The organism is Natrialbaceae archaeon AArc-T1-2, assembly GCF_030273315.1.
GTDB lineage: Archaea > Halobacteriota > Halobacteria > Halobacteriales > Natrialbaceae > Tc-Br11-E2g1.
This window is the reverse complement of record NZ_CP127174.1, coordinates 397,685-421,366: the sequence shown is the minus strand read 5'-3', so window position 1 is coordinate 421,366 and position 23,682 is coordinate 397,685. Positions and strand designations below refer to the sequence as shown.

Genomic DNA, 23,682 nt, shown 5'->3' with positions numbered 1-23,682 from the left:
GATCGCGTCTTACGGCCCGTCGCCGCTCGCGACGGCCGTTCGAGTGCGGTCGAGTGTGAATCGTTTTGTCCAGTAGTATCATTTACGTACCTGATGTACGAAAAGTCTCCCAAGGACTATGGTAAGTGGTATTTCACTGGGTCTGAACCTGGTCTCACTTATATTGTTGATACTTCCTGGTATAGCTGGTGTGAAAATAGGACTTCTAATTACTGATCGTGCTGATTGGCTCAATCGAACAGATACAATTGCTCTAAGCTTTGGTATAAGCCTTTTATCAGTTGTTATATTTTACTTATTATATAGCAACTATAAACTAGGGTTCGCCTCATATAGAGATCTAATAGAACTTGTTTCCGAACCGCAATCTGCCATTGGTGTGTATATGTTTATTATTCTCATTTCGGCTGTACAGGGAGCAATATTAGGATATACTGAATTTGGTGGAGACCGAGTTGCAAGTAGGCAAGGACTCTGGTATAAATTCTTCTCGATAATAGAAACGGAGTCTTCCAAGAAAAAGTACCAAGTTCGTGTGCGTATGCAAAACGGAGATGAGCTACAAGGAAGAATCGAAGATAAAGGCGAAATAAGCACTGATAGGGATATTCTCTTAGAAAATCCACGGCGGCTTTTTTACAATCAAGATGGGGAGATTGTACACCATTACAAATTCACAGGGTATGCATATCTTCACAACGCTCAGATATCTCACGTAGAGTTTGACGACATAAGGGATGCTGATAGAGTTATGAGATGGAAATTTGATGACCGACCCAAGGATGACGACGATGATGAAACTGAAGAGTTAGAGGATATGGCGAAAGCACAAGAGGAGGACGTGGAAAACAATGAAGGCGAATAGTGGTCAATTAGGCCTCTACAGGAATATCAAGGACACTGTTTTCAGCCATGTGTGGATATTCCGCATAAACATACTCTAACAAGTCCCACAAGTCCATTGAATTATAACTATCTTTTAATTCACTGATTGACTCTACAGCTTCTGGAAAGTCATTATCCGGAATCTCTCTTGCCTGCCTTAGAGTTCTTCTTCCCTTATCCGTGATCTGGTAAACCTGCCTATCATTCTCTTTGATAGTCGGCTCATCAACTCGTTCTACGAACTCTTTTCTTTCTAATTTATCCAGATCATCATAGAGTTCCTTTGAGAAGGGTCCGTATTGGCCAGGAACATATTCGTAGATATCTCTTCCTAGCCGCTCCTCTTGCGCCAGGAAAACCAGCTTCATGAATCTGGTTATTCCTTCTATTGGCTCCTCATCGTTCACCTCAAGGAGTGCTAGTGGGAGGAGCTTGGAATTCATTAGTGGGACCTACATGCTTCGAGTATAGGATTCTTTTGGTACTTTCCAAATTCACCAATTAGTAGAGAACAGAGAGACCTTCCCCTATTTAGACGAGAGACATCCTCACTCGAGAATCGATTTACCGGTGCTGACGGATGTCCTCAAAGCCGGTCTCTGAGGGGTTTAAAGGTACTTTTCGTTCCGTGACTTGACTTTTTCCTTCAGCCTTTGATTAAACTCGTCGCCATGACGGCCCTCGTGCACCCGGCGATGACAGTTCGGACACAGGGCGATGACGTTCTCCGGATCGTCAGGCCCTCCATCACTCCGACGGGTAAGGTGATGGACCTCGAGGAACGGCTCACCTTGTTTGCTCACGAACGGTGCGTCTTCCTCACAGCCCTGGCACACACCGTCCGCCATTCGAAGGGCGAATTCCCGGACGAACTCGGATCGCGGGTATGAACGGCTACCGCTCGAGCTGCCCGTCGAGGTCGTTGATCCTGACGGAGAGCTCTGCTTTGCTTTTTGAAACAGCTCCTCATCCGACAGCGAGCGAGGTGTCCCCTCCTCGCTCTCGATCTCAGTTCCGCCGACGGGAGCTAACCGGAAACGGAAGGCGTCGCGAGGGTCATCGTTTTCGTCCACCAGTGTCTCGGTTCGATGTGAGAGATATTCGTACTCGCCGAGATACGTGACGATCCAGGGCATATCGGTGTCTTCGAAGAGGTGGATATCGTCACCGTTCTCCTTGTGGTCGCGGATCGCCTTGTTCCCGTCGTCCATCGTCATATCGCCCTCGGTTCCTTCTCCGGTGTAGAGGAAGGTATCGTCCTCGAGGAACTCGTCTTCGTATCCATAGTCACTACCGGATTCACCGGTAAAGATGAAGATCAGAGGGTGCTCACTCGGTGTTGCGATTCCTTTGTACCGTTCGCCCTTGAGGACGTCGTGGATGAACCACCGACTGTACGTCTCACCAACTTCGAACTCGCCGTCTTCGATCGGGATCGAGTAAACACCGTCCTGTTTGGTGACCAGGTCGAGAGATTCGAGCCAGCCGAGGTGCCTGCTGACAACGCCCTTCGGTAACTCATAGTCGGGATAAGCACGCCGAAGTTGCTGCTGTATGTCCTCTATCGTTCGGTGACCAGCTGGGATAGCTCGACAGATTTCGCGAAACCCGTCGACTGCTGTCGCAAGCCCTTCGTACATGACTTGCGGCTCGCCCTGTCTCCAGAAGGCTTCGCCCTTGTTCGTGGTCTGATAGCCGTCAGGAGTGGCCTCGAGTAGGTCGATCGACTCGAGGAACGATATATTCGATCGAACATTCTCTTCTGAGGTAGCAGTTGTGTTTCCTATTATCCAGTTCGTAAGAGCTGCATCTGTTGGTTCTTGTTTCGAAACGAATCGGAGGGCTGACTGAAGGTTCGGGATCCGATCATCAGCCCCACCGAAAAACCCCTCGGCAGTCATTCGCGTCATGACTTGCGTCATCTCACGTGTGGGAAATAAACCTGTCCGCGAAGGCCGTCTTCAAGGACGAATTGTTCACGATATGTATAGGAGAATCACCCACCAGTAAAACTAAATTCATTTCCTCCGCAGTCGGGACACAAGTCCCAATTCTTCGGTGTTGGGTCAGTTATGCTCCCAGAGAGAAGAACAAACCCACAGCTCGTGCATTCGATGTACTTGTCCAAGTTGGTTTCCGGTAAGCACCTGGCAGTTACTAACCTTTTCCCAAAGCTGTTTGGAAACGAGCGATACCAGACCCTTCAGTACGCACATGAACTCACCCAGGTGACTTGCCGAGAACGTAGAGATCACTATCGAGTGTCCGCGAACCCCCTCTTCGAGGACATTTCACCCGCGATCGGGGTCCGATTCCCGTACTGATAACCTCATCTTTCATGTTCTGTAGGGGCAGAAGTGAGAATCGAGGACACCTGATCAGAAGTGAAACCGCGGACCTGGCGGGAATCAAGAGGCATACTTTCTTTTCCAATGACTCGAAACGGGGAGTCATATAATGTCGGTAGGGGAGGTTCAAACGGAGTTCAATATCGAGGAGTTCGAGACACAGGTCTCTGAAGCAGACGAAGACCGGATCATCGAGACGGTCGCACAGTCTATTCGCCAGCTTCGAGAACAGATCGACGACGACATTCTCGACGAAACGTTCTCGCGTGGTCGTGGAGAGTACACTCTCAAGTCGGAATACACGAGGGATCGATTGGATCCCGAACCGACCACCAAGGATCGAGTAATCGAGCCACTACTGGATGCACTCCAGTACGAGAACTACGGATACGAGGCGGGCGGGTTTTCTACGACCCGAGGCGAGCAGGCTGACTACGCGGTCTCGCTTCGTGATATTCCAAGCGTCGATTCGTCACGTCTCCTGATCGAAGCGGAGCCGTTAAAGAAACAACTCGAGGGCCGCGGACACGGGCTCGATCAGGTGAAGTCATGGCTCAGCCAGCGCGAGTTCGAATCCGACTTCGGCTTTGCGACCGACGGCCTGGTCTGGGCCTTCGTTCGGTACGACCCTGACTCGTATACTCACAACATCATCAGCAAGGTGGATCTGCAGCCCGTTTTTCAGACGCTCTACGAGAACGAGACGACTCGTGGCGACCCCCCGATGGAGGTGGTTTCTGCCGACGAACGCGAACGCGTTGCCGAGCTGATCCGGACGTTTGACTTCCAGAATTTCTGTTCTATCATTGACGATGCACAGGACGTCATCAAACGCAAGCAAGAGGAGATCACAGACGAGTTCTATGACGACTACATCAAGTACGTCTTCGGCGTCACTGATACGGAGGAAGAACGGCGTGCGAGGAGTCTCGTCGGTGACGGCGTTGATGCACCGCCGAACGCGACAGGCGACGATACGCGTCTGTTCTCCGTCGATCTGATGAATCGACTGATCTTCATCAAGTTCCTCGAGGACAAAGGTATCGTCGACCCCAATCTTCTGAGCAGACTCGTCGAGACATACGATCCAAGCATTCAGCCCCAGTCGCTGTACAAGACGTATTTCGATCCGCTGTTCTACGAGGTTCTCAATAAGAAGCCGAACGACCGGCCATCACAGGTCGAAAACACTGAACTCTACGACGATATTCCCTACCTGAACGGTGGCCTGTTCCGTCCGGAGTTAGGCACCGACAACGACATCGACGAGCAGGACTTCGACGTTCGGGACAGCGTCCTGGAGTCCATCATCGAGTTACTCGAGCGGTACCAGTTCTCTGCTGACGGTGGTCCGACCGACATCGACCCTAGCGTGTTGGGATCCGTGTTCGAGAAGACGATCAACTATCTGACTACCGACCCCGGTGACCAGAACGCCGATCTGGGTGCATACTACACGCCAAAAGAAATCACGCGTTTCAGTGCCGAACAGACAGTTCGGCCTGCTCTCAAAGAACAGTTCCAAGAGACACTCGTCGAGGAACGAGAGTGGCCGAAAGCCGAAGTCGACCAATATGAAACCGTTTATGAACTGATCGACGACCTTCCGGGCTCAACGAATCTCATTACCCGACTACTGACCGACGTCGACGAACTCTATGTCGTCGACCCGGGTATGGGCAGCGGACACTTCCTGACCTCTGTCGTCGAGGAAATCACCAACATCCGCCAAGAACTGTGGAAGAAGACCGAAGAGTATCCCCACCGGCATCGGCTGAAGCAGACGACCGTCCAGAACAACATCTACGGCGTCGACATCATGGAGCCGGCCGTCGAGATCGGCAAGCTCCGGCTGTGGCTCTCGATCATTGCCGAACTCGAGGCGGAAGATCTGGTGGAGTTGGACACCGAGGAGCTGGCACTCCCGAACATCACTTTCAACGTTCGACAGGGGAACTCGCTGATCGGCTACGTCGGCTTCCCTGAAGAGACTGAAGAGGGACTCGCGACCTTCGAGCGCTGGACCGAAGACAGCGTTCGCTCTCGATATGAGGACGTCATCGAGGAGATCCAGCTTCACGAGGAGTACAAAGCCTTCCCCGAGAAGGCCGAACAGCACCGGCAGAACGCACTCGAGCTGCTCGAGGAGTACCGGGAAGAACTCGACGAGGACATCCTTGACGACTTCCAGGACGTCGTCGACGACGTGACCCAAGATGACCTCGACAGCTATACGCCATTTCACTGGGTGCTCGAGTTCGCCGAAGTGTACGCCGACGGCGGGTTCGACGTCATCGTCGGTAACCCACCGTGGGATCGGCTCCGACCGACCCGCGACGACTACTTCGTCCGCTACGACGAGAAGTTCCAGTCGTATCTCCCCGAGGAGAAGGAACGCCGACAGGAAGAACTACTCGAGGATCCCGGGATCGCCGAAGGCTGGGAGCAGTACCAACACGAGATCGAGGTGGTCTCCGAATACTTCCACGAGTCTGGGGAGTACACGATGCAGAAACCGACCATCGGCGGAACGTCACAGGGAACGGAGAACGACCTGTCTGCTCTGTTCCTCGAGCGAATTTTCCAGCTCACCAGAGAGGGAGGGTTCGCTGCACAGGTGCTGCCAGGGGCGATATTCAACGGGGCATCGACGAAGGATCTTCGAACGCACATCCTTGACGAAACGACAATCCAGTCATTGGTGACTTTCGAGAATAGAGGAATTATATTCCCCGAAATACACAACCAGTATAATTTCGGCATAGTTACTTTCAAAAACTCATATAAGACAGAGGAGTTGCGAGGCATATTTCAGCAAGTGGGAATGGATGTTCTTGACGATATTGAAGAGAATGCGTTACGCATCCCCAGGCGAGTTCTTCGCGAATACTCACCGGAAGCGCGCATCTTCCCTTATCTCCAGTCGCAGGAGGAAGTGGACGTTCTCAACACCATACTCGCACAGCCACCAATCAGTGAAAAACGGGATGGGAAATGGTACGCAGAACCGTATGCTGAACTGCACCGAACCAGCGATACCGATCGTTTCGTCGAGGATTCTGACGAGGGCGATTACCCCGTCTATGGTGGAAGTAACGTCTACCAGTTCAGCTACGATCCGTCGTTCGTCGACATAGAGTCGCCCGAGTTCTGGAGCGTCGACGAAGACGCAAATCCTGAAAAGAGCGCCAAACGCAGAATCCGTGAAAAGAACCTCCGGAAACTCAAGCGAGGGCTCTACGATGCGTTCGACGGCAGCGGTTCACAGATCGGCTTCGTGAACGATCTACTTGATGAACATCGCGGCGAAGAACTGTCCGAACAAGACGTGCTCCTCGACTGCACTGAGTACCGTATCGTTTTCCGAGACATTGCGAGAGCATCCGACGAACGAACGATTATCGCTTCGGTGATTCCTCCAGGAACAGTCTGTACGAATACGTTGCATACCCTTCGTCCCTATGAAATCAATCCCGATAAGGAGGACTTGCAGGAGTTGCCCTTGCACTCCGTCTACGAACGTGTCTTCACGGACGAATCGCTTTTCGCCGCTCTAGGTCTGATCAACAGCATCCCGTTCGATTACCTGATGAGGACGAAAGTAGACACCCACATAGTGATGTACAAGTTCGAGGAGTCACAGGTTCCCCGCCTCACAGAAGGCGACGAGTGGTTCGAACACATCTGGACTCGAGCGGCTCGTCTCAACTGCTACGGTGAGGAGTTCGCCGAGATGCGCGATCGGCTTGGGATTGAGGCCGCGACCGATCCCGACGAACGCGAGGAGATCCAGGCCGAACTCGATGCCGGGGCGTTCCACGCCTATGGACTCGACCGAGAGCAGACCGCGTTCGCCTTAGATGACTTCCACACTGTACAGAACCCTCGCCGAATGACTGACGAATATCTCGATCTCGTGCTCGAAAAGTACGACGAACTGACGAGCAAATAATACACTGCGTGTGAATCGGCTGTCCGAGAACTCCTCCAAAGTCGGACGGAATCAGCCCTATTCCACCCTCGAGCAGCACCGAAAAAACTAGATTCCTGGCCGTTTTTGTCCGACATGCAGGCAAGCCGGACACCATGAATCTACAACAGCACGAGAAGCGCGACGATATGAAAGTGTGGCTCAGTCAAGATGAAGTGTCGGCACTTCTCGAGGCTGCCGACGGGACCCAGCAACGGATCGCGTTCGCCCTCGGCGCTCGCTGTGGACTCCGTTCGCACGAGGTCCTCGACGTCGCTCCCGAGGACGTCGTCGACACCGACGCGGGAAGTATGCTCCGAGTGTGGCACGGGAAAGGTGACAAGTTCCGCGAGACGCCGGTGCCGCAAGATCTCGCAACGACCATCCGTACGATCGACGACTATCGAGACGCGCCCGCCAGTAGATCACTCGTCGAGGTCTCGAGTACGCGCTCACTCCGACGGTGGGTCCGATCGGCAGCTGACCAGCTGCACGAGGAGACCGGAGACGCTGGGTGGACACACCTCGGGTTCCACGATCTCCGTCGGACGTGGGCGACTGCGCTCGCGTCGGCTGACGTCGATCCACTCCTGGTGTGTGACTGGGGCGGATGGAACGACCTCGAGACGTTCCTCGAGCACTATCGGGGAAGCTACAGTCCAGAAGCTCAACAACGGGAACGGAACAAAGTGAATTGGCTTTGAGGCCGGAAGAAGGGGTTACGTCGTCGCAGGAACCGCTTCGATCTCGAACTCATCACCCGATAGAGGATTTTCAACAGTGAACTCGACTCGCTCCGTCTCGCCTTCGTCAAGAATAATAGTTCTTCTCTCGACAATAGCGTCTATCAGATTTGGATCTTTGAGTCTTACTTCAACTTCACCGGGGCCACCCCTGTTCCGAACCTCGCCCTCAAATGTCGCTGTGAATAGATCGAACGCGTAGCCCTCGTATCCCCTTGGAGGCGTACCCACGAACGATACGTCCCGTCGTTCGTTCGCGTCGAAGTACAGTATCCGCTCGTTCGATTTCTGTGTGTTTCCGAACCCATCGACGCCATCTATCGGGCCATCCATATCTTCGACCCACAGGAATTCGATCCCAACTTCACCACTGGTTCCGGTGTTTTGAACCGTAACTGTGTATTCGTTTATTGTTCCCATGTCTTCATCCATACTGATCAATCTCGGCCTTGTCGCATAGACCTCAACTACACTTGGATCGACCTCGTCTGAGAGTAGGTCTTGGGCAGTCTGCTCGTTCTCCGATCCGTCTTGGTCGGGTCCAAGATCGAGAACATCGTCGGCTGATTGTGCAGGTTCGTCCGTTTGGCCTGACCCACCCGGCTCAGAATCGTCCTGTTCGTCGTCATCTGTTGCAAGACATCCAGATAAGACTCCGGCTGACCCGATCGCGGCCAACATCGAGCGACGTTTAAGATCCATGTCTAACAGTTTCAAGAATGTTAATCCAGGAGACTTATTGGTTTTGGTAACTGTAGACTACTTTTTCAAGTCACATATGCGAGCTAGAGAAGACGATGAATCGTAGGTCGAGGGAGATCCTCGACGTCCAGCTCACCCTCGAGGTACTCCTGACCTTTCGACGTGATCTCATACATGTGGTAGTCACCGAAGGCAGGTGTGACGAGTCCGACTTGGGTAAGCATCTGGCACCGCTCCTGGATCCGAGCGCGCGAGGCATACAGTTCAATAGCCTGCTCCATGTAGCGCGGCGTCGACCACGACTCCTCTTCGAGGTGTTCGAGGATGCGCTCGTCGAGCGTGCACATCCACCGGGCTGGCTTTCGGTCCGTCACGTTTCTGAGGTCTCGCTTGCGGTGGGGCCGTCTCTCGAGTCGTTGCGGTTGATATAGACCTCGTTTTCAGCGTCGTACTCTTCCTCGAGATATGCCTCGCCCTTCTCGGTAATCGTATAGACACCGTTGCCAAGCGGTCGGAGCAGCCCGTGTTCTGCCAGCTTCTTGCAACGGCGAGAGACAGAAGACTGCGAAATGCGGACGGCTTCCCGCTCGGTCAGATCACCGACTCGACCGGCGTCCTCATCCCGAATGATCTCGAGAATTCGGTCATCCCAGATTGTCATCCATGTCCCGGATTGCCTCATTACTTCCCATAAAGGGATATACGGACCTAATGGTGCGGAATCTACTGATAAAAACAGATCCAGCTACTACTGCCTAACCGATGCATTTATGCAATAGTCCACTAATTGTGGTGGTGAGGAGCTACCAACTCGGCTGAAGATGACTCTTGTTGGTACGTGAGACCGGGCGGCGCTGGAACGCCGCCCAGAAGGTGGCTCCGTGGAGCCGAATATGATCAACGGAACCTCTGTGGGGTCACTTCCCCACACGCGACAAGAGGCATCGCCGCGGAATAACACTGACGCTCGCTGCGCCTGTGGCGCTCGAGCGGACGGCTACGACGCCCGTCGCGACGAGCCCGCGTGTCGAATCTGTGCGCGGACTCGAAGCGACGGCGGCGTTCCCGACGGCGTCTCGAACAATCCCCGACGACTCCGTGAAGTGGCTGGCGACCAAGAGGACGAACCGTCCCCTGACGAACGCCAGGCCGATGCGCTCGAGCAAGTCGCCAAGGAACTGCAGTACCAGAACGCCGTTCTCACCGAGGTCATCAACACGCTGGACCTGATCCACGGCGAGGGGATGCGCTCGGCGACGGCGATCAACACCGCGATCGACGACCACGCGGTCACCCGCGATCGGGGTGAGTCGAAATGACGGTCGCCGAAACGGAGCGCTCGACTTCCTGGAGCGATCTCTCGAGCTTCCAGCGCGACGTGCTCGAGGCCATCGCTCACCTCGAGTCGAGCAGCGAGGAATCCTACGGGCTCGCGATCCAGAACCGACTCGAGGAGCACTACAGCGACGTGAACCCGCCGCGGCTGTACCAGAACCTCGACGCACTCATCGCCGACGGGCTCCTCGAGCGTAGCGAGCTCGACGGCCGGACGAACAGCTACACACTCACGTCCGACGCAAGGGAGTTGCTCGAGGAGAGCGTTCACCGCCGGGCCGAGGCGTGTGGGCTCGAGGTGACCTCGACCGACGGAGGTGACCAATGAACGACCACAGCCCCTACCGCTGTGACACGCCCGGCTGTGACGGCTGGCAGGAGGTCATCACGCCCGACGGCTACGTCTGTCGGGTGTGTGCGAACGCACTCGAGCGACAGTACGAGTCGAAAGAGCCGATCCCCGACGGCGGCGTCGTCACGTCGGACGCGAACACGCTCGCCGACGAACTCGAGACGGCCGACGATCCCGGCACGCTCGAGCTCCCGCACTCGTTCCTCGTCGATGCTTCCGGCCCGGTGACTCGCGTCACCGAACGGGGCGACGACACGATCGAGAAGGTCCGCGCCGACGTCACGATCCAGCGCCACCTCGAGACGCTGTCCGAGTTCGCCGACTTCTGGAAGCTCCGCAACAAGCGCCGCTGGAAGGCCGCCGCGGTCGAGACGCTGCTTGACAGCGACGACGAGCTGACGACCTACGAACTCACCGAGGACCACATCGACAGCTGGGACGTCGTCGTCGACGGTCGCGTCGAGGCCTACGTCGGCCTCGCGGAGACCATGATCGACTACGACGGGGACGACCCTCGAGACAGCGACCTCCCGAAGACGATCGCCGACCGGCTCCGGCTCGCCGGCGAGGGTCACCGCGACGTCGACCACGTCGTGACGGACTTCGCTCGAGACCTCCGGACGTCGGAACTGTGGGGCAGGGGCGTCGACCTGGCGTACATCAACGCCAAGCACGCCCAGCGCAAGGACGTCGCGGACGACCTCGCGAACCTCCTCGAGGACCTGGAGGGATCGGCATGATCGACGCGCCTGAGACCGTCACCTGCAAAACCTGTGGTGGCACCGCGTGTCGGACGACCTGGGGCACCACGAACGCCATCTGCTACCGCTGTACCGAGTGCCACGCTGGCGGTCACATCGCCTACGACGACGGTAGCGAAGTCCGTCAGGGCGGCGTCTTCCGGTCGCTCCAGAACTACGCGACTAGGAGGGTGTAGGTATGAGCGACGACAGCGACGAGATCTCGATCACGACCGAGCTCACCCGCGGGACGTCGACCGACGACCGCGACAAGATCAAAGCCGAGGTGAGTGCCGCGTCCGTCGACGAACTCGAGCACAAACTCGAGCGCGTCCGTCGCCAGCTCGAGGACTGGGCCGAGGAGGTTCGGGACATCCAGCCCGAGAACTCCCGCGGCCGGCGTCGGCTCGCCGACGACCAGTCCGAACTCGGGGAGGTGGACGCATGAGCGAACGCCGTACAGGAGAGATTCAACGCCGCCTAGTCGAACGTCCTGGCAAGAACGCTCGAACTCTCTTGTGTATTTTGGGGGCAAGGTTGGAGCGCCCGTACAGCAAACCAGCAACAACGACTACGGATAGGGTCAGCAGGTACACTATTAGCGCAAGAGCGAATTCTATCGGGGACATATCCACAGGCAAAGACCCACAGCATAAAAAACATGTAGGGTGGTCAGTAGGTGAGAATCGTTCAGTAGACGCGAAAAGTGAACTCGAGCAAGGTGACCAATGAGCGACCTCGAGCCCATCTCGCCACGCGAGGCGGTCGAACTCTACGTCGCCCACCGCGAACTCGAGGTGAGTGAGAAGACGCTCCAGAACCACAAGTACCGGCTCGACGCCTTTGTCGAGTGGTGCAACGAGGTCGGGATCGACAACCTCAACGACCTCACCGGGCGGGATCTCCACCGTTATCGCGTGTGGCGACAGCAGGACGTGAACGTCGTCACGCTTCGCGGACAGCTCGCCACACTGCGCGTGTTCCTCGAGTTCTGTGCATCGATCGACGCCGTCGAGCCGGGTATGCGTGAGCGGGTAAAACTCCCGGAGGTCGATCGCGGTGAAGAGGCTCGCGACGAGATGCTCGACGCGGAGCGTGCGCGGAAGATCATCGGCTACCTCGAGCGGTACAAGCGTGCGAGCCGCGAGCACGTCATCATCGCGGTCCTCTGGCACACCGGCATCCGGCTGGGAAGCCTTCGGGCGATCGATCTCGAGGACTACGAACCCGACAAACAGTGTATCTGGCTCCGGCATCGCCCTGATACCGGTACACCGTTGAAGAACCAGGAGCCGGCCGAGCGACCGCTCGCGCTCGATGACTACTACTGTGACGTCCTCGACGAGTTCATCCGGTTCCACCGGAACAACGTCACCGATGAATACGGCCGTGAGCCGCTCATCACGAGCGAGAAAGGCCGGCTGGGGTCCGATCCCATCAGGATGGAAGTCTACCGGATCACCCAGCCCTGCTTGCTCGAGGAGTGTCCACACGGGCGCAAGCCAGTCAGCTGCGAAGCTCGCGACTACGGATACTACTCGAAGTGTCCGAGCAGCATGTCGCCGCATACGATTCGACGTGGCGCGATCACGTACCAGCTTCGCGAGGACATCCCCGAGGAGATCGTCAGCGACCGGTGTGACGTTTCCTCGGAAGTCCTCGAGCGCCACTACGACCGACGGACGGACCGTGAGAAGATGGAACAGCGACGCGATTTCATCGAAGATTTATAACAGGAACATGGCCAGCACGAACGCCGCTGTCAGCACTGTGGTATCGATAGCCGTTAGAACACCCCTGAAGTGTGGAAATCAAGAGGTACAGAGCTTGAGACAATTAATTTCGGATGGACTCGCCGGGATTTGAACCCGGGGCCTCTCCCATGCCAAGGGAGTGATCTACCGCTGATCTACGAGCCCGCTTTCGCATTTCATCGTACCCGACGGGGATAGATAAACCCCTCGAAGTTCGACTGCAGAGGAACCCGGCCGTCCGCTCGAGCACCGCTTTCGAGATTCGAGACCATGGTGAACGGCGACTCGCTCGAGGTATCCATCGCGGTCGGAACAGGTGAGCACCCTTAAGACCCGTCGAAGAAAACCGTAGGCGTATGCACCCGCGCGACCTGTCCGACCACGTCGCATACGAGGCGGGTCGCGGGATCGAGGAAGTCGCTCGCGAACTCGAGTGTGATCCCGCCGATCTCGTCAAGCTCGCCTCGAACGAGAATCCACACGGCCCCTCGCCTGCAGCCGTCGTGGCGATCCGCGACACCGCCCTGGACGTGAGTTCCTACCCCAAGGCCGCCCACACCGACCTCGTCGCCGCCATCGCCGAGCGCTGGGGCGTCACCGACGAGCAGGTCTGGCTCGCAAACGGCGGCGACGGCGCGATCGACTACCTCCATCGGGCGACCCTCGAGCCGGGCGACGGCGTGCTCGTGCCCACGCCCGGCTTCGCCTACTACGGCATGAGCGCGCGCTATCACCACGGCGAAGTCGGCGAGTACGCCCTCTCGAGGGCCGACGACTTCGCACAGACAGCCGAGACGGTCCTCGAGAGCTACGACGGCGAGCGGGTGGTCTGGGTTACGAGCCCGCACAACCCGACCGGGTCGACGATGGCGCTTGCGGAGATCGAACGCCTGGCCGCCGAAACCGACGAGGAGACGCTCGTGGTCGTCGACGAGGCGTACGGAGAGTTCGCCGATCACGACAGCGCCGTGGACTTAATCGAGGGACGGAACGGATACGACGCTCGTGACGACGTGGCCGTCTTGCGGACGTTCTCGAAGGCCTACGGTCTCGCCGGCGTTCGGTTGGGGTACGCCGTCGTCCCTGGGGAGTGGAGCGAGGCCTACGCCCGGGTGAACACCCCCTTCGCGGCGAGCGAACTCGCCTGCCGGGCCGGACTGGCTGCCCTCGAGGACGACGAACACGTCGAGCGTACCGTCGAGACGGCCCGCAAATCGCGTACGGCCATGTACGAGACGATCGACGCCCCCGTCTGGGACAGCGAGGGGAATTTCGTCCTCGTCGACGTCGGCGATGCGACGGCGGTCGCCGAAACGATGCAAGAACGCGGTGTCATCGTTCGCGACTGCTCGAGCTTCGGGCTCCCCGAGTGCATCCGGATCACCTGCGGTACCGAAGACGAGACCGATCGCGCGATCGAGACGCTCAACGAGGTGCTCGCGACCGGAGCGGAAGACGCCGACGGAGAGACCGAGGTGACCGACGTGTGAGCGCGGAGGTGAGCCCACGATGAGAGTTGCCGTCACCGGGACGCCGGGAACGGGGAAGACGACCGCAACGGACCGCCTCGAGACCTGTCTCGAGGTACTCCATCTCAACGAACTGATCGAGGACGACGGGTTATACGAGGCGGTCGACGCCGACCGCGACAGCGTCGTCGCCGATCTCGAGGCCCTCGAGGAGCGACTCGCCGAGCGCGAGGACGTCGTGATCGAGTCCCACCTCGCCCACCACCTCGAAGCCGACCGGGTCGCGGTGTTACGTTGTCGTCCCGACGAGCTCGAGCGACGACTCAGCGATCGCGGCGAGAGCGAAGAAAAGGCCGCCGAGAACGCAGAGAGCGAAGCGCTCGACGTGATCCTCGCCGAGGCGGTCGAGAATCACGGCCTCGAGTCGGTCTACGAGATCGACACGACCGGCCGCGAGCCGGAGGCGGTAGCAGCCGACCTCGAGGCCGTAATCGCAGGCGAGCGCGAACCGAGTGCCGGCGAGGTTGACTTCCTCGAGTTCCTCTCATGACACTCGACAAACTCAGGCCGTACGTCTCGAACGTCCTCGATCCGTTCGTCACCGGCTTCGATCGGATGGGGATGACGCCAAACGGCGTTAGCGTGCTGGCGTTCGGGATGGCAGTCGCCGCCGCCGTCACCTTCTACCTCGGTGGGACGACGGATCGGATCTGGTACGTCGTCGCCGCCGCTCTGGTCTTTCTGAACGGCTGGCTCGACGTCGTCGATGGTGCGCTCGCGCGCGAACAGAACGTTGCCTCCGCCGGTGGAGATCTGCTGGATCACGTGCTGGACCGGTACGCCGACATCGTCGTCGTCGGTGGCCTCGCTGCAGGTGTCGGCGACTACCTGCTCGGGTTCGCAGCGGTCACCGGCGTCGTGATGACCTCGTACCTTGGCACCCAGGCCGAGGCGGTCGGCCTCGAGCGCGTCTACGGGGGGGTCGTCGGTCGTGCGGATCGGCTCGCGATCATCGGCGTCGTCGCCGTCTTCGCGTATCCGCTTTCGGGGACGTACGCTGGGTTCACGCTCGTCGGCTGGCTGCTCGTCTTCCTCGCAGTTGTCGGACACCTCACCGCCGTCCAGCGGTTCTACTACGCCTGGCGAGCGCTCGAGTGACGGCGATGCGCGGACTACGACCGCGATTGCGATTGACCGGTCGCCGTATGGTTTATACCTCCGCACGATATACATTTTCACATGGTTCAGTGTGAGATGTGTGGTGCCGAGACGTCGACCCCGAAGACTATCAAGGTCGAAGGTGCCGAACTGGACGTCTGTTCTAACTGTACCGACTTCGGTACCGAGGTGAAGACGGGGAGTTCGAGCTCGAGCACCTCGACGAAGTACTCGACAGGGTCGGGTGGATCGGGGTCCGGATCCGGATCGACCGGAGGCGCCTCGGGTAACTCGAGTACGAGCGGTGGCTCCGGCAGTTCTCAACGCCGTTCGGACATGTTCGACGACATGGACGAGCTCGCGACCGATTACGACGATCGTATCCGTCGGGCTCGCGAGCAGAAAGGACTGAGCCAGTCCGAGCTCGCGAACCAGCTCAACGAGAAAGCGAGTCTGATTCGCAAACTCGAGCGCGGCGACACTCTCCCGAGTGACGACGTACAGGCGAAACTCGAACGTCACCTCGAGGTGAGTCTCAGCGGCGAATCCGGAAGCAGCGACGACACGGAGTGGAGCGGCGGTTCGGCGAGTGGAAGCTACACGCTCGGTGACGTCGTCGAGCGCAAGGACTGATAATGAGGGCTGTGACTACGTTCCGGTGCAACCGCAAGATGGGTCTCGGTTGCACCGGTACCGATTCACAGCCGTCGTTATGATACGGTCTGCTGTCCCGATTTCGACTCGGAAACTATTTCCGACGAGCGAAACCCCCTTCGAGTATGTTCGTCCTCGTCAACCTGAAGACGTATCCGTGTGACCCGGTCGCCGTCGCCGAAGCCGCCCGCGACGTACACGAGACGACGGATGCAGCACGCATCGCCGTCGCGCCGCAGGCTCCACACATCGAACGCGTCGCAGAGACCGGCGTCGAGACGTGGGCCCAGACTGTCGATCCGGTCGAGTACGGCAGCAACACCGGCCACACGCTCGCGGAGGGCGTCGCCGACGCCGGAGCCGTCGGCACCCTGATCAACCACTCCGAGCACCGGCTGAAACTCGCCGACGTCGACGGTGCAGTCCGGGCGGCCGAACGAGCCGACCTCGAGACGGTCGTCTGTGCGAACAATCCCGCCCAGATCGGGGCCGCTGCGGCGCTCGGCCCCGACGCCGTCGCCGTCGAGCCGCCCGAACTGATCGGTACCGGGACGCCCGTCAGCCAGGCCGATCCCGACGTCGTCGAAGATGCCGTCACAGCCGCGGCGAACGTCGACGATGACGTCTCGGTGCTCTGTGGGGCCGGAATCAGCACCGGCGAGGACGTAACCGCTGCCGGCGAACTCGGTGCCGACGGCGTCTTGCTCGCAAGCGGCGTCGCGAAAGCCGACGACCCACGAGCCGCACTCGAGGACCTGGTCGCACCGCTGTAGAACCGATCCGACGCGATCGACACGAGGTTCTTTCCCGACTGGTACCGAAGTCATCCCATGACCGAGCAGCGGCCACTCGACGTGGCGCTCGAGAATCGGCTCATGGGAAAGGGAATCTACCTCTCGGAGTGGGCCCACGAGGACGAGACCGTGACTCTTGAGTACGAGACCGTTGCAGCGCCGTCGTCGGTCACGAGCCACGAGGTCGGCACCGTCGTCCGGACGCTGCTCGAGTGTGCCGACGAACGCGACACCTGGAGCCCGGTCACGCTCGAGGCGACGTCGCTCACGACCGACGGCGAGGTCCGCGGAACCTGGCGCGTCGAGGCCGACTGGTTCCGTCGGCTCGGCGACGACCTCACCGAGGTCGAGTTCTCACGGCGGGTGCTCGAGAGTGTCGAGGACGAGACGTAGCTTCGACGGGACGGCGTCGACCGAGACGGAAAGCGAATCAGTCAGCGCTGACCGGCGTGGTCTCGGAGCCGGTACGGTGGCTCCGCCAGACGCCCTGGAGGTACGCGCCGGCGAACATACCGGCGAGCGCCCAGAGGATGGTAACGTTCCCGATCCCGAGGCTGGCGTAGGCCGCACCGGGACAGATACCCGACAGGCCCCAGCCAGCGCCGAAGATCGCACCACCGATCAGGACGTTCCGGTCGAAGGACTTGAGCCGGCGACGGTACTCGTCGCCGGTCAGCGGCGCGCGACCGCGCAACCGCGGGACGAGCGCGAACGTGACGCCGGTGACGGCCGCCGCACCGAACATCACGAACAATAGCCCGAAGTCGGCAAACTGGAGGAAATCCAACACGACCTCGGGACGGGCCATGTGGCTGTAGGCGAGCCCGAAGCCGAAGATCACGCCGCCAAGCAGGATCAACGGCATGAAAAGCGGGTGATGTCGATGCATGGTTACGGACTCACCCCCAGTGCCTGGACGAGTTGTGCGGTGCCGATCGCGACGGCGAGAAACGTCATCACGCCGACGATCGACGTTCTGGAGGCCGATCCCATGCCACAGACGCCGTGGCCCGACGTACAGCCTTTCCCGATTCGAGTACCGATCCCGACGAGGACGCCACCGAGCAGGAGCCGCCAGGGCTGGACGTCGGTCGTCCAGGCCCCGCCCTGCCAGAAGACGGCGTAGATCGACGCACCCAACATGATCCCGACGGTGAAGACGATCCGCCAGTCCCGGGAGAATCGGAACTGCTGGAACCGCGACTTCTTCGAGACGTACGACAGCGTCGACTCGAGGAACGTACTCGCACCAGCGGCGATCCCTGTACCGACGTAGATCACTGCCGCGCCGAGTCCGACGAGCAGTCCGCCGACGGCGTAGCGTTCGATCCCGTTGGGGAACAGTTCAGCGACCAGCGACAGCGGGAGGGCTTCGACTATCATCATCTATCTTCGGTGTCGATCAGTCACCGGCGAGCAGTTCCTGGCTGGTGGCATCGCTGTAGTGAGCGCTCCCGGTGAGGGCGTCGTCGAGGAAGATGATCACGCGCTCCTGGAGCGTCTCGTAGAGCTGGCGTGCCCCCTCGGGTGCGCCGTCGTCACCCTCCTCGAGGAATTCGAAGGAGGGGACGTCGATCGACGCGACGCTCTCGCCGTCGATGCGTTCTTTCAGTTCCCCGGGTGTAACCGACTCGATAGAGACGCCCGGGGTCGGGAAGTCCATACCGGCCATAGTGTGTAGTCGTTGCTACTGGCCGCTTGCACATAAGGGTTTACATAGTATTCCCTTAATCACACAATATAGTTGTAGAGTGATTGGAGATGCCGTTTCCTTTGTGCGGGCGAGTGAGAGAGATGGTGTAACATATCAGGCGATTTGTGGTGCGTTTTCGGTGTAGGTCGGAGCTGCCGTTGTGTACTTCTCTCGTGTTGATATTGTTTTTACTACACAATATTGCCCGGGAGAAACCCGGACTCGAAAGCCTATCCCGATGGACGAACGCGTTCTGTCGACGACTATCCACGGCACTGAAATACCGGGCTGATCAAGTACGGATGGTTAGCAGTCGGAATGATCGAAACGACGACCTCCTCGTGCTCGAGGACGTGGCGTCACGCGCTCTCGTCGGGCGGTGAGCGCACGTGATCCGACGTTCCGAGCCGATGGTCGACCGCATTACGGACGCCTTCTTCGCTCTCGACACCGACTGGCGGTTCACGTATCTCAACGAGCGCGCCGAAGGTCTGTTCAAACGCAGCTGTGGGGAGTTGATCGGCCGCGTGATGTGGGATGCGTTTCCCGAGACGGTCGAAACGCAGTTTCCCGACGGCTTTCATCACGCGATGGACCAGCAGGTCGCCGTCTCCTTCGAGGTCTATCACACACCGCTCGAGACGTGGTTCGAGGCCCGTGCCTATCCCTCGGAGACCGGGCTGTCGGTCTATATGCGCGACGTGACCGAACGCAAGGAGCGAGAGACGAAACTCGCCCAGCACGACGCCGTCATCGAGGCCCTTCACGACGGCGTCGTGACGCTCGATTCTCACACCCGGATCGTCTCGATCAACGACGCCGTCGAAGAGACGCTCGACCTCGACCGTGAGACCGTCGTCGGCGACCACCTCGAGACCGTACTCGAGGCGGCCGCGGTCGACGACAGCGACGCGGTCGCGATCGGCACGGCGATCAACGAGGTTGACGTCGGGAACGCCACCCGTCGCCGGATCGAGATCGAGTTTACGGATGCAGCCGGCACCGACCGGGTCGGCGAGGTCCGGCTCGTCCCGATCGACCAGGGAGATGGGAACATCGCCGCCGTCGTCAGGGACGTCACCGATCAGTACGAGTACGAACGCGTCGTCGACTCGTTACACGAGGTTACCCGGTGGCTGCTCCGGTCGGACGATCCCGAGGAGATCTGTGCGATCGCCGTCCACTCCGGCAGCGACCTGCTCGGGCTCCCGATAAGCGGCGTCTGGCTGCTCGACGACGAGTACGGCTATCTCGATCCCGTCGCCGGCACGGCAGGTGCTCACGAGACGTTCACCGGTCTTCCGCGGTTTCAGACGGGCGAAGGACTCGTCTGGGACGTCTACGACAGCGGCGAACTCGAGCGCTTCGACGACCTCCGCGAGGTCGACGGGCTGTACAACGAGGCGACGCCGCTTCGCTCCGAGATCATCGCACCGATCGGAACCCACGGCGTCTTCATGACCGGTTCGTTCGAGCCCGACGCGTTCGACGACACCGACGTCGACCTCGTCTCGACGCTCGTCGAGAACGTCCGTGCGGCACTGGACCGGGCCGACCGCGAGCGCGTGCTCCGAGACCGCACCGAACGTCTCGAGCGTCAGACCGAGCGGCTCGAGGCCGTCGCCGACGTGCTCTCGAACGATCTCAAACGCCAACTCGAGGCCGTCGAGACGGCGCTCGAAGACGACGCACCCGCCGAGTGGGAGTTCCCACTCGCCGACGATACCGTCGAGTCGACGCTCGACCGGACCGAACGGCTCGTCGACGACATCCGCGAGTTCGCCCGTAACGCCACCGCCGTCGGCCGTCGCTCCCGGCTCGACCTCGAGACGGCGATCGACGCCGCCGTCGCCGCCTCGAGACTCGAGAGTCCCTCCGTCGTCGTCGACGACCGTGCGACGATCCGGGCCGACGCCGAACGGTTCGCACACCTCCTCGAGCGGGTCTTCGACGACGCCGCCGACCGCTCGACCGGCGACGTCACCGTCCGGGTCGGTCTCTTTCTCGAGGACGGAGACGACGGCTCGCGGGGCTTTTACCTGCACGACGACGCTTCCGAGATTCCGGCGGCCGCCCACGAAGACGTACTCGAGCCCACACACGATGGCGAGGTCGCCGGGGTCGGGGTCGGGCTCGGGCTCGGGCTCGGGCTCGGGCTCGCGGTCGCACGGGCCATCGCCGAGGCCCACGGCTGGTCGGTGTCGATCTCGAGCGGCGACGACGGTGGAACGGTCTTCGAGGTCAGGGACGTAACGACGCTCGAGCCAGCCGATGACCGACCGTAGCTGTCAAGATCCCATCATTGGCACACTTACTCTTCGAGAACGTCGACGCCGATCGCGTCCGGGGTCTCCCACTCGACGTGGTCGTCGTGGGTCAACTGGAAGGTGACCTCCGTTTCGCCCGTCGATTCTCCGTAGAGGTGGACGTGGTCACCGTGTGAATCCGTGCTCACGACGTCTTCGTCCGCCGATTCGACGTCGAGGCTGTACTCCCCGTCGAGGTCGACTTCCTCGCCGTCCTCGTCTTCGAAGACGGCACCGAGGGAGACGTTGTCCTCGAGGGGAATCGCCGGGAGTTCGCCGTGCCAGTGGCCGTGGTAATCCGCGACCTCCTCGTCGGTGCTCCGGTCGATGACGTCAACCTCGTACTCGCTGTCGCCGCCACCGCCGAGACAGCCGGCGATGAACGTGTGACAGCGTCGAGTACTACCGGTTCGTCGAAACGTGGCTGTCCGACCGACTACTCGAGTGTGTCCTCGATGACCGACCGGTGTTCACGAATCGCCGCCGCGTCCGTCGCGACCGTCTCGTCGCCGACCGCGATCGTCAACTCACCGTCGTCGGTGGCCGTCCCGATCGAGACGACCGGTGCGACGTCGTCGAACGCCTCCCGAACCGCGTCGGGATCGGTCGTCTGGACGAGCGCCCGACCCGCCTGTTCGTGAAACAGTGCGCCGGCCGCATCGACGCCGTTGGGCAGAGAGACCTCGAGGCCGGCCTCCGCGGTCACCATCTCGGCGAGTGCAACTGCGAGCCCGCCGTGGCTCACGTCGTGGGCCGCGAGCGTCGCCTCGTCGTCGGCGACCTCGGCCAGCGTCTCGACGATGTCGGCCGGATTTTCGGGCAGCGTGGGGAACCGATCGCTGCCGTCGAAGCGGGCGAGATACTCCGAGCCGCCGAGGCGGGGCTCGCCGGACTCGAGCCCGAGGTCGCCAACGAGCAACAGGTCGCCGTCGGGGCTGGCATCGAGTGCGGGTGCGTCGTAGCCGCCTTTCGTACCCACGAGTGCGAGCGTCGGCGTCGGCGGGATCGGTCCACTCTCGGAGTCGTTGTACAGCGAGACGTTCCCGCCGACGACCGGCGTCTCGAGGTCGGCACACATCTCCGCGAGGCCGTCGACGATCCCGGTGAAGCCGTCGTAGACGTCCGGCTTCTCGGGATTGCCGCCGTTGAGACAGTCGACCGCGGCAAGCGGCGTTGCCCCCTTCGCGGCGACGTTGGTCGCGTTCTCCAGCGCGACCGCCTTCGCGCCCTCGTAGGGGGCCGTGTCAGTCCAGTTCGGTGCGGCACCGGCAGAGATCGCCAGCCCCGTCCCGGCCTCTCGCAGGGCGATGATGGCCGCGTCGTCACCCGGCCCGACGCTCGTGCGCGTGCCGACCTCGTGGTCGTACTGCCGGTAGACCCACTCTTTGGAGGCCGTGTTCGGACTCGAGAGGACGGTCTCGAACGCCGTCTCGAGGTCGACCTCGGGGACGTCGACGTCCGGTTCGGGCGGCTCCGTGGTCGGCAGGTCGTTCATCGGCGCACCCTCACCGAGGAAGTAGGCGTCGACGTCGACGACCGTCTCGCCCTCGAACGTACAGACGTAGTTACCGTCGGTGACCTCGCCGATGACCGAGCAACCGAGGTCGAACTTCTCGGCGATCTCCTCGACGCGGTCGACGTTCTCGGGTTCGACTTCGTAGCACATCCGCTCCTGGGACTCGGCGATGAGGATCTCCAGGGCGGTCATGTTCGGCTCGCGCTGGTGGACAGACGCGAGTTCGATGTGGGCACCCAGCCCGCCTTTCGCGACCAGTTCGCTCGAGGCCCCACCCAGCCCAGCGGCACCGAGGTCGCGTGCGGCCTCGACCAGGCTCTCCTCGACGAGGACCTCGTTTGCCTCGATGAGTCGTTTCTCGGCGTAGGGGTCGCCCACCTGGACCGCGGGGCGGTCCTCGGTCTCTGCGTCCTCGTCGAGATCCTCGCTCGCGAAGGAGGCCCCGCCAAGGCCGTCACGACCCGTGGCGTTGCCCACGAGCACGAGTTTGTTGCCGGGCTCCTGGGCTTCGGCGGTGACGAGGCGCTCCTCGTTCGTCAGGCCGACACAGGCGACGTTGACGAGTGGGTTGCCCTCGTAATCGGGGTGGAAGTCGACGCTGCCTGCCACGGTGGGGACGCCGATGCAGTTGCCGTAGTGGCTGATCCCCTCGACGACGCCCTCGAAGAGGTACTTCGAGTGTTCACGGTCGAACTCGCCGAAGTAAAGCGAATCCGCGAGCGCGATGGGGTAGGCCCCCATCGACATCGTGTCCCGGACGATGCCGCCGACGCCGGTGGCCGCGCCGTCGAACGGGTCGACGTAGGAGGGGTGGTTGTGGCTCTCGATCCCCATCGTGATGTAGACGTCGTCCTCCTCTTCGTCCGTCGGCACGGCGACGACCGCCGCGTCGTCACCCGGCCCGACGACGACCTGCTCGCCCTCGCTCTCGAACGCCGAGAGCAGCGGTCTCGAGGAGCGGTACGCACAGTGTTCGCTCCAGAGGTTCTCGAACAGCGCCGCCTCCGCCTGCGTGGGCTCGCGCTCGAGCTCGGAGACGACGAGTTCGCGGTCCGAATCGGGAAGACTCATTCATCTAGGTGGTGAAAGCCGGCCGGTAAATGGGTTTCCATGTGCACGTTCGTGTATCGGTGAGGGCGTTCTCGTCAGTACAGATCGTGTCGCGGATGACTGCTCGAGCGCCGTACCCTATCGTCTCTCGGTTGCTGTGCGTTTGAGAGCCAGCCGCCCCCCTGGACGTGCTCGATTTCGACAGTGACAACC

The 23,682-nt window shown here is 60.2% G+C and carries 25 protein-coding genes, 1 tRNA gene and 1 pseudogene; 16 read left to right on the top strand and 11 right to left on the bottom strand.

Translation table 11 applies throughout. From position 1 onward, the window contains the following. Nucleotides 1-118 precede the first annotated feature (118 nt). Nucleotides 119-865 carry a DUF6338 family protein gene (locus tag QQ977_RS02030; protein ID WP_285927246.1) on the top strand — a complete coding sequence of 249 codons (747 nt, stop codon included), beginning with the start codon at nucleotides 119-121 and terminating at the stop codon, nucleotides 863-865. Nucleotides 866-872: 7 nt separating this feature from the next. Here QQ977_RS02030 and QQ977_RS02025 read toward each other — a convergent pair whose 3' ends face one another. Both QQ977_RS02025 and QQ977_RS02020 read right to left on the bottom strand, forming a co-directional pair. Then, nucleotides 873-1,328: a PadR family transcriptional regulator gene (locus tag QQ977_RS02025; protein WP_285927245.1), complete on the bottom strand. Its 456-nt coding sequence runs from the start codon at nucleotides 1,326-1,328 to the stop codon at nucleotides 873-875. Between the two features lie 165 nt (nucleotides 1,329-1,493). After that, nucleotides 1,494-2,795 (bottom strand): HNH endonuclease, encoded by a 1,302-nt coding sequence (locus QQ977_RS02020; RefSeq protein WP_285927244.1) that lies wholly within the window; start codon nucleotides 2,793-2,795, stop codon nucleotides 1,494-1,496. 547 nt (nucleotides 2,796-3,342) lie between these two features. Between QQ977_RS02020 and QQ977_RS02015 the strand changes: the two genes are divergently transcribed. Together QQ977_RS02015 and QQ977_RS02010 are read left to right on the top strand one after the other, a co-directional pair. Further along, nucleotides 3,343-7,185 (top strand): Eco57I restriction-modification methylase domain-containing protein, encoded by a 3,843-nt coding sequence (locus tag QQ977_RS02015; RefSeq protein ID WP_285927243.1) that lies wholly within the window; start codon nucleotides 3,343-3,345, stop codon nucleotides 7,183-7,185. A gap of 134 nt (nucleotides 7,186-7,319) precedes the next feature. Continuing rightward, nucleotides 7,320-7,907, top strand: a complete 588-nt coding sequence (locus QQ977_RS02010; RefSeq protein ID WP_285927242.1) for a tyrosine-type recombinase/integrase — start codon at nucleotides 7,320-7,322, stop codon at nucleotides 7,905-7,907. A gap of 15 nt (nucleotides 7,908-7,922) precedes the next feature. Here the strand turns inward: QQ977_RS02010 and QQ977_RS02005 are convergent, their stop codons facing one another. From QQ977_RS02005 to QQ977_RS01995, 3 genes are all read right to left on the bottom strand, one after another. Then, the gene (locus tag QQ977_RS02005) at nucleotides 7,923-8,627 is read right to left on the bottom strand and encodes a hypothetical protein (RefSeq protein ID WP_285927241.1); all 705 of its coding nucleotides are present in this window, start codon (nucleotides 8,625-8,627) and stop codon (nucleotides 7,923-7,925) included. Between the two features lie 104 nt (nucleotides 8,628-8,731). Then, nucleotides 8,732-8,995: a winged helix-turn-helix domain-containing protein gene (locus tag QQ977_RS02000; RefSeq protein ID WP_285927240.1), complete on the bottom strand. Its 264-nt coding sequence runs from the start codon at nucleotides 8,993-8,995 to the stop codon at nucleotides 8,732-8,734. 23 nt (nucleotides 8,996-9,018) lie between these two features. Then, on the bottom strand, nucleotides 9,019-9,330 hold the full coding sequence (locus QQ977_RS01995; protein ID WP_285927239.1) for a MarR family transcriptional regulator: 312 nt from the start codon (nucleotides 9,328-9,330) through the stop codon (nucleotides 9,019-9,021). A gap of 211 nt (nucleotides 9,331-9,541) precedes the next feature. On the opposite strand from QQ977_RS01995, the gene QQ977_RS01990 reads away from it, so the two are divergent. From QQ977_RS01990 to QQ977_RS01965, 6 genes are all read left to right on the top strand, one after another. Further along, on the top strand, nucleotides 9,542-9,967 hold the full coding sequence (locus QQ977_RS01990; protein WP_285927238.1) for a hypothetical protein: 426 nt from the start codon (nucleotides 9,542-9,544) through the stop codon (nucleotides 9,965-9,967). Then, nucleotides 9,964-10,311: a helix-turn-helix transcriptional regulator gene (locus QQ977_RS01985; protein ID WP_285927236.1), complete on the top strand. Its 348-nt coding sequence runs from the start codon at nucleotides 9,964-9,966 to the stop codon at nucleotides 10,309-10,311. Before QQ977_RS01990 ends, QQ977_RS01985 begins: the two co-directional genes overlap by 4 nt. Then, nucleotides 10,308-11,075: a hypothetical protein gene (locus QQ977_RS01980; RefSeq protein WP_285927235.1), complete on the top strand. Its 768-nt coding sequence runs from the start codon at nucleotides 10,308-10,310 to the stop codon at nucleotides 11,073-11,075. Before QQ977_RS01985 ends, QQ977_RS01980 begins: the two co-directional genes overlap by 4 nt. Further along, nucleotides 11,072-11,272 (top strand): hypothetical protein, encoded by a 201-nt coding sequence (locus tag QQ977_RS01975; protein ID WP_285927234.1) that lies wholly within the window; start codon nucleotides 11,072-11,074, stop codon nucleotides 11,270-11,272. Before QQ977_RS01980 ends, QQ977_RS01975 begins: the two co-directional genes overlap by 4 nt. Nucleotides 11,273-11,274: 2 nt before the next feature. Then, the gene (locus tag QQ977_RS01970) at nucleotides 11,275-11,523 is read left to right on the top strand and encodes a DUF7389 domain-containing protein (protein WP_285927232.1); all 249 of its coding nucleotides are present in this window, start codon (nucleotides 11,275-11,277) and stop codon (nucleotides 11,521-11,523) included. A gap of 280 nt (nucleotides 11,524-11,803) precedes the next feature. Next, nucleotides 11,804-12,808, top strand: a complete 1,005-nt coding sequence (locus QQ977_RS01965) for a tyrosine-type recombinase/integrase (RefSeq protein WP_285927231.1) — start codon at nucleotides 11,804-11,806, stop codon at nucleotides 12,806-12,808. Between the two features lie 114 nt (nucleotides 12,809-12,922). On the opposite strand, the gene QQ977_RS01960 is transcribed toward QQ977_RS01965, so the two are convergent. Then, nucleotides 12,923-12,994, bottom strand: a tRNA-Ala gene (locus QQ977_RS01960). A gap of 191 nt (nucleotides 12,995-13,185) precedes the next feature. On the opposite strand from QQ977_RS01960, the gene hisC reads away from it, so the two are divergent. The 6 genes from hisC (at nucleotide 13,186) to QQ977_RS01930 (ending at nucleotide 17,297) form a co-directional block, all read left to right on the top strand. Continuing rightward, entirely contained in the window at nucleotides 13,186-14,319 is a 1,134-nt protein-coding gene (hisC, locus tag QQ977_RS01955; protein ID WP_285927230.1) for a histidinol-phosphate transaminase, read from the top strand. Between the two features lie 19 nt (nucleotides 14,320-14,338). Continuing rightward, nucleotides 14,339-14,848, top strand: a complete 510-nt coding sequence (locus QQ977_RS01950; protein ID WP_285927229.1) for an adenylate kinase family protein — start codon at nucleotides 14,339-14,341, stop codon at nucleotides 14,846-14,848. Continuing rightward, on the top strand, nucleotides 14,845-15,456 hold the full coding sequence (locus QQ977_RS01945) for a CDP-alcohol phosphatidyltransferase family protein (protein WP_285927228.1): 612 nt from the start codon (nucleotides 14,845-14,847) through the stop codon (nucleotides 15,454-15,456). The genes QQ977_RS01950 and QQ977_RS01945 overlap by 4 nt, the downstream gene beginning before the upstream one ends. 81 nt (nucleotides 15,457-15,537) lie before the next feature. Continuing rightward, nucleotides 15,538-16,089, top strand: a complete 552-nt coding sequence (locus QQ977_RS01940) for a multiprotein bridging factor aMBF1 (RefSeq protein WP_285927227.1) — start codon at nucleotides 15,538-15,540, stop codon at nucleotides 16,087-16,089. 146 nt (nucleotides 16,090-16,235) lie between these two features. Continuing rightward, a complete protein-coding gene (gene tpiA, locus QQ977_RS01935) occupies nucleotides 16,236-16,883 on the top strand; it encodes a triose-phosphate isomerase (RefSeq protein ID WP_285927226.1) in 648 nt (215 codons plus the stop codon). Nucleotides 16,884-16,940: 57 nt separating this feature from the next. After that, nucleotides 16,941-17,297 carry a hypothetical protein gene (locus QQ977_RS01930; RefSeq protein WP_285927225.1) on the top strand — a complete coding sequence of 119 codons (357 nt, stop codon included), beginning with the start codon at nucleotides 16,941-16,943 and terminating at the stop codon, nucleotides 17,295-17,297. A gap of 37 nt (nucleotides 17,298-17,334) precedes the next feature. Here QQ977_RS01930 and QQ977_RS01925 read toward each other — a convergent pair whose 3' ends face one another. From QQ977_RS01925 to QQ977_RS01915, 3 genes and pseudogenes are all read right to left on the bottom strand, one after another. Further along, nucleotides 17,335-17,793: a YeeE/YedE family protein gene (locus QQ977_RS01925; protein ID WP_285927224.1), complete on the bottom strand. Its 459-nt coding sequence runs from the start codon at nucleotides 17,791-17,793 to the stop codon at nucleotides 17,335-17,337. A 2-nt stretch (nucleotides 17,794-17,795) separates the two neighbouring features. Continuing rightward, nucleotides 17,796-18,287, bottom strand: a complete 492-nt coding sequence (locus tag QQ977_RS01920) for a YeeE/YedE family protein (protein WP_285928731.1) — start codon at nucleotides 18,285-18,287, stop codon at nucleotides 17,796-17,798. A 49-nt stretch (nucleotides 18,288-18,336) separates the two neighbouring features. Further along, nucleotides 18,337-18,501 (bottom strand): annotated as a pseudogene (locus tag QQ977_RS01915) (MBL fold metallo-hydrolase); the annotation flags it as partial. Between the two features lie 506 nt (nucleotides 18,502-19,007). Between QQ977_RS01915 and QQ977_RS01910 the strand changes: the two are divergent. Then, nucleotides 19,008-20,882, top strand: coding sequence for a PAS domain-containing sensor histidine kinase (locus tag QQ977_RS01910; RefSeq protein ID WP_285927223.1), 1,875 nt, complete (start codon nucleotides 19,008-19,010; stop codon nucleotides 20,880-20,882). A gap of 26 nt (nucleotides 20,883-20,908) precedes the next feature. On the opposite strand, the gene QQ977_RS01905 is transcribed toward QQ977_RS01910, so the two are convergent. Together QQ977_RS01905 and purL are read right to left on the bottom strand one after the other, a co-directional pair. Beyond that, nucleotides 20,909-21,052: a hypothetical protein gene (locus tag QQ977_RS01905; protein ID WP_285927222.1), complete on the bottom strand. Its 144-nt coding sequence runs from the start codon at nucleotides 21,050-21,052 to the stop codon at nucleotides 20,909-20,911. 287 nt (nucleotides 21,053-21,339) lie between these two features. After that, complete coding sequence (gene purL / locus QQ977_RS01900) at nucleotides 21,340-23,490, bottom strand: phosphoribosylformylglycinamidine synthase subunit PurL (RefSeq protein WP_285927221.1); 2,151 nt, start codon at nucleotides 23,488-23,490, stop codon at nucleotides 21,340-21,342. Nucleotides 23,491-23,682: the final 192 nt, after the last annotated feature.

Bases quoted from the DNA above. Each gene is read 5' to 3' on its own strand.
- QQ977_RS02020 (WP_285927244.1), bottom strand. From the start codon at position 2,795: ATGACGCGAATGACTGCCGAGGGGTTTTTCGGTGGGGCTGATGATCGG.
- QQ977_RS02025 (WP_285927245.1), bottom strand. From the start codon at position 1,328: ATGAATTCCAAGCTCCTCCCACTAGCACTCCTTGAGGTGAACGATGAG.
- QQ977_RS01980 (WP_285927235.1), top strand. From the start codon at position 10,308: ATGAACGACCACAGCCCCTACCGCTGTGACACGCCCGGCTGTGACGGC.
- QQ977_RS01940 (WP_285927227.1), top strand. From the start codon at position 15,538: ATGGTTCAGTGTGAGATGTGTGGTGCCGAGACGTCGACCCCGAAGACT.
- hisC (WP_285927230.1), top strand. From the start codon at position 13,186: ATGCACCCGCGCGACCTGTCCGACCACGTCGCATACGAGGCGGGTCGC.
- QQ977_RS01925 (WP_285927224.1), bottom strand. From the start codon at position 17,793: ATGCATCGACATCACCCGCTTTTCATGCCGTTGATCCTGCTTGGCGGC.
- QQ977_RS02010 (WP_285927242.1), top strand. From the start codon at position 7,320: ATGAATCTACAACAGCACGAGAAGCGCGACGATATGAAAGTGTGGCTC.
- tpiA (WP_285927226.1), top strand. From the start codon at position 16,236: ATGTTCGTCCTCGTCAACCTGAAGACGTATCCGTGTGACCCGGTCGCC.
- QQ977_RS02005 (WP_285927241.1), bottom strand. From the start codon at position 8,627: ATGTTGGCCGCGATCGGGTCAGCCGGAGTCTTATCTGGATGTCTTGCA.
- QQ977_RS01975 (WP_285927234.1), top strand. From the start codon at position 11,072: ATGATCGACGCGCCTGAGACCGTCACCTGCAAAACCTGTGGTGGCACC.
- QQ977_RS02000 (WP_285927240.1), bottom strand. From the start codon at position 8,995: ATGTGCACGCTCGACGAGCGCATCCTCGAACACCTCGAAGAGGAGTCG.
- QQ977_RS02015 (WP_285927243.1), top strand. From the start codon at position 3,343: ATGTCGGTAGGGGAGGTTCAAACGGAGTTCAATATCGAGGAGTTCGAG.
- QQ977_RS01990 (WP_285927238.1), top strand. From the start codon at position 9,542: ATGATCAACGGAACCTCTGTGGGGTCACTTCCCCACACGCGACAAGAG.
- QQ977_RS01950 (WP_285927229.1), top strand. From the start codon at position 14,339: ATGAGAGTTGCCGTCACCGGGACGCCGGGAACGGGGAAGACGACCGCA.
- QQ977_RS01945 (WP_285927228.1), top strand. From the start codon at position 14,845: ATGACACTCGACAAACTCAGGCCGTACGTCTCGAACGTCCTCGATCCG.
- QQ977_RS01995 (WP_285927239.1), bottom strand. From the start codon at position 9,330: ATGAGGCAATCCGGGACATGGATGACAATCTGGGATGACCGAATTCTC.
- QQ977_RS01910 (WP_285927223.1), top strand. From the start codon at position 19,008: ATGGTCGACCGCATTACGGACGCCTTCTTCGCTCTCGACACCGACTGG.
- QQ977_RS01970 (WP_285927232.1), top strand. From the start codon at position 11,275: ATGAGCGACGACAGCGACGAGATCTCGATCACGACCGAGCTCACCCGC.
- QQ977_RS01985 (WP_285927236.1), top strand. From the start codon at position 9,964: ATGACGGTCGCCGAAACGGAGCGCTCGACTTCCTGGAGCGATCTCTCG.
- QQ977_RS01965 (WP_285927231.1), top strand. From the start codon at position 11,804: ATGAGCGACCTCGAGCCCATCTCGCCACGCGAGGCGGTCGAACTCTAC.
- purL (WP_285927221.1), bottom strand. From the start codon at position 23,490: ATGAGTCTTCCCGATTCGGACCGCGAACTCGTCGTCTCCGAGCTCGAG.
- QQ977_RS02030 (WP_285927246.1), top strand. From the start codon at position 119: ATGGTAAGTGGTATTTCACTGGGTCTGAACCTGGTCTCACTTATATTG.
- QQ977_RS01920 (WP_285928731.1), bottom strand. From the start codon at position 18,287: ATGATAGTCGAAGCCCTCCCGCTGTCGCTGGTCGCTGAACTGTTCCCC.
- QQ977_RS01930 (WP_285927225.1), top strand. From the start codon at position 16,941: ATGACCGAGCAGCGGCCACTCGACGTGGCGCTCGAGAATCGGCTCATG.